The organism is Dehalococcoidales bacterium, assembly GCA_030698765.1.
In the GTDB taxonomy this organism is placed as follows: Bacteria; Chloroflexota; Dehalococcoidia; order Dehalococcoidales; family UBA2162; genus JAUYMF01.
Genome location: JAUYMF010000049.1, coordinates 1 through 2,765, shown reverse-complemented (window position 1 = coordinate 2,765; position 2,765 = coordinate 1). Strand labels below are relative to the sequence as shown.

Below are 2,765 nucleotides of genomic sequence, written 5' to 3'. Positions count from 1 at the left end.
TTTACGGACACCTTCCCCTTCATGAAAGAGAGGCGGAGCCTCTCTTAGACACTCTATTTCTTCTTCACTTCCTCTTTCTGCCCTGGTTTCTGCTTGTCTTGCTTGGGTTTCTTAACACTTTTTCTGCCTTTGCTGCCCATTACTTCTCCTCCTTTATTCCCTTATATGGTCTATCCCCCAGGTTTGTCCTGACACAAGTCTGTAATTAAAACCTCTCCCTTTACTATAAGGAAGATTGAAAGTGATTTTGAAATCCAAGCCTTTTAATCCACCTGATCACCCTTTCTCTGGAGTATTCATAAGGAGGTAGATTTAGCGTACGGCTACCCCCAGATAGTACGGCCAGATGATGATGCCGAGCAGGATTTTCCACCAGACCAGGTTGGCATAGCCGATTGTGAACAGCCAGCCGATGAACCAGATAGCCCCACCTGATGCTCCTCCACTTTTCATCTTCTTTCCTCCGTCATTTTAGCCCCCTTCTTATTCTCCCTTCAGTCGGGAGTCTGAGGAGACTACTATTTAAATCCCCCTTGTCCCCTTTTGTCAAAAGGGATTCCATAATTAGTCCTGCCCGTGTCATTGCCAGACCATCCCGATTCACCGGGAGGCGGAGCAATCTGGATGGGGTGAATGAGGATTACCCCTCCACCACACGGATTGCTTCGTCACTACGTTCCTCGCAATGACACATGATACAAGCATCATCTAGACCCACCTCGTCTTTTTGCTGAAACTCTTGGCGGAGGTGGTGGCGGGCAGTTTTTCGTCCACCAGTAATGACTCCACCAGTGCCCAGAAGTTCTCTCTATCGGCGGTGGTGACCACTGCCTGCTCGTGGGCTTCGGAGAGCGCCACCGGGTAGCCCTGCCCCCGCCGGCACTGGTCTAAGACCAGGCAATGTGTCAGATTAAGCAAACTTTCATCCCGGGCCACCCATTCCGGAATCTCCACGCGGGCGATCTCATCATCCAGTCTCAGGTAGAAGAAGTAAATCTGGTGCTCCCCGTAGCGCTTCCGGACTACGGATGACCGGCTGATAAAGAGCGCCGACCTTTCACCCCGGTCTAAAATACCGGCGAAAAGCTCCCGGTCACGGACACCAGATACGGCGTCACACTCCCTGGACTGGCAGGTCGGGCAGCACCTGTCACTATCAACAATACCCTGCGGGCAGAGCGCCACCCGCAGGGTATTGACCACGTCGTTGCTGCGGGGGTAGCTGATGTAGCTGGCCAAGGCCAGTTGTTTCTTCCGGCTAATACTCCGCATCTCGTTGAAGCAGCTTAAAAGACCTTTGTCCAGCAATGCCTCACTGACAAACTCCGGGTAAGCCTCCAGTCCCCACAGAATCAGCGTGCCGTCGAGCAGTGCCAGTGTCGTACTATTTGGCGGCAGTTCCGCCGCCATCTCCGTTAGCCGGCGGCACTCGTCAACGCCGCGCTTGATGCCCAGCAGCGCGCCTTCTACCGGCTGCTCGCGTCCCCTGGCCCCAGCCGGCCGGATAACCAGGTCTTCATCCCCCGCGTAGAGGCGGGGATGGCTCTCCAGGACTGCGCCGGGGCTGGCGCCGTAATGGAGGGCGACACTGCCGATGTTTATCAGGTAGCAGCGGATCGACTGGTTGCGGTCAACGTCGATGTGAGAGCCATCGCTGGCGATGACGGTGAACTCGTCGGGCAGGGGTGTCGCCGGGTAGCGCCTTGCCAGCCCGTCGACCAGCCCCGCCACCAGCCAGGTGGTCTTGCTGTCAGTGATTTTCTTTTTCAGGCCATCGAGGTCAAGGGCGTCATTACCGGCCGTGTCCAGAGCCTGCTGAAGGTGTCGCCGCTTTTCCTCACTGTCAGACTTGAGCCGGCTGACCATCTCTCCTACCTGCGAAACTACCCTGGTCAAGTCTAAAGACATTTCCTTCCTCTAATAGTGTTTAATAACCACCAATCTATCCGGAGAGTCACGTCATTGCGAGCGTAGCGAAGCAATCCGTTTCTCCGGTTCACGGATTGCTTCGGGCTTCGCCCTCGCAATGACAAGCCGTTGTTCACACTCACTCCTCTACCTCGTTGATTCTTCAATCCATTGCAGATAATCGGGGTTACCCTTCTCTATGGGCAAAGCAATAACACAGGGGACCTGGTAAGAGTGCAGCTCTTTCACCCTCTCGATAACCTCGTCGACCAGCGTGGCTTTGGTCTTGACCAGCATCGCCGCCTCGGTTTCTTCCTCAATCTTCCCCTGCCACCGGTAAATTGACTGTATCGGGTGGATATTGACACAGGCAGCCAGTTTTTCCTCAACCAGCATCCTGCCTATTTTCCGGGCTTCGCTTTCGTCTCTGGCGGTTATCTGGATGTCATAGCACTGCATTTGCTTAGAGTATAATCCATCGAAATGGTGAACTCAAGCGATGCTTCTGTTTGAGCGCTGCGGTTTTATCGTTGCGGTCTGGTGAACCCTACCCCTCAGCAAGGTGCTGAAAAACCCGTCGCGTTTCAGTTCCCCCTTTGGAAAAGGAGGATTAAGGGGGATTTTGACGCCTGAAATCCCTCTATTTCTCCTTTATAAAAGGGAAGAAAAACTCTGAGTAACTCTGATGATGCCATGCCGGAGCACCGGAAAGACGGGTGTGCTACAATGGAGCGAGGTATTTTTATGCTGCCGGTGCTGCTCAGTGTCGTCGTCATTTCACTCTCCGGGGTAATGATACCCGGGCCGATGTTTGCCGTTACGGTGGCCAAAAGCTACCGCTCGCCCCTGACCGGAGT

Annotated in this window: 3 protein-coding genes; all 3 read right to left on the bottom strand. The window is 54.1% G+C overall.

The features are described from left to right. Nucleotides 1-312: 312 nt before the first annotated feature. The 3 genes from Q8Q07_02515 to cutA all read right to left on the bottom strand — a co-directional run bounded on the left by Q8Q07_02515 (nucleotide 313) and on the right by cutA (nucleotide 2,367). Nucleotides 313-453 (bottom strand): hypothetical protein, encoded by a 141-nt coding sequence (locus Q8Q07_02515; protein ID MDP3879164.1) that lies wholly within the window; start codon nucleotides 451-453, stop codon nucleotides 313-315. 255 nt (nucleotides 454-708) lie between these two features. Continuing rightward, the gene (locus Q8Q07_02510) at nucleotides 709-1,908 is read right to left on the bottom strand and encodes a DNA double-strand break repair nuclease NurA (GenBank protein ID MDP3879163.1); all 1,200 of its coding nucleotides are present in this window, start codon (nucleotides 1,906-1,908) and stop codon (nucleotides 709-711) included. A gap of 147 nt (nucleotides 1,909-2,055) precedes the next feature. Then, nucleotides 2,056-2,367 carry a divalent-cation tolerance protein CutA gene (cutA, locus tag Q8Q07_02505; protein MDP3879162.1) on the bottom strand — a complete coding sequence of 104 codons (312 nt, stop codon included), beginning with the start codon at nucleotides 2,365-2,367 and terminating at the stop codon, nucleotides 2,056-2,058. Nucleotides 2,368-2,765 lie beyond the last annotated feature (398 nt).

Excerpts from the sequence above, each read along its gene's own strand:
- Q8Q07_02515 (MDP3879164.1), bottom strand. The coding sequence starts at position 453 with ATGAAAAGTGGAGGAGCATCAGGTGGGGCTATCTGGTTCATCGGCTGG.
- Q8Q07_02510 (MDP3879163.1), bottom strand. The coding sequence starts at position 1,908 with ATGTCTTTAGACTTGACCAGGGTAGTTTCGCAGGTAGGAGAGATGGTC.
- cutA (MDP3879162.1), bottom strand. The coding sequence starts at position 2,367 with ATGCAGTGCTATGACATCCAGATAACCGCCAGAGACGAAAGCGAAGCC.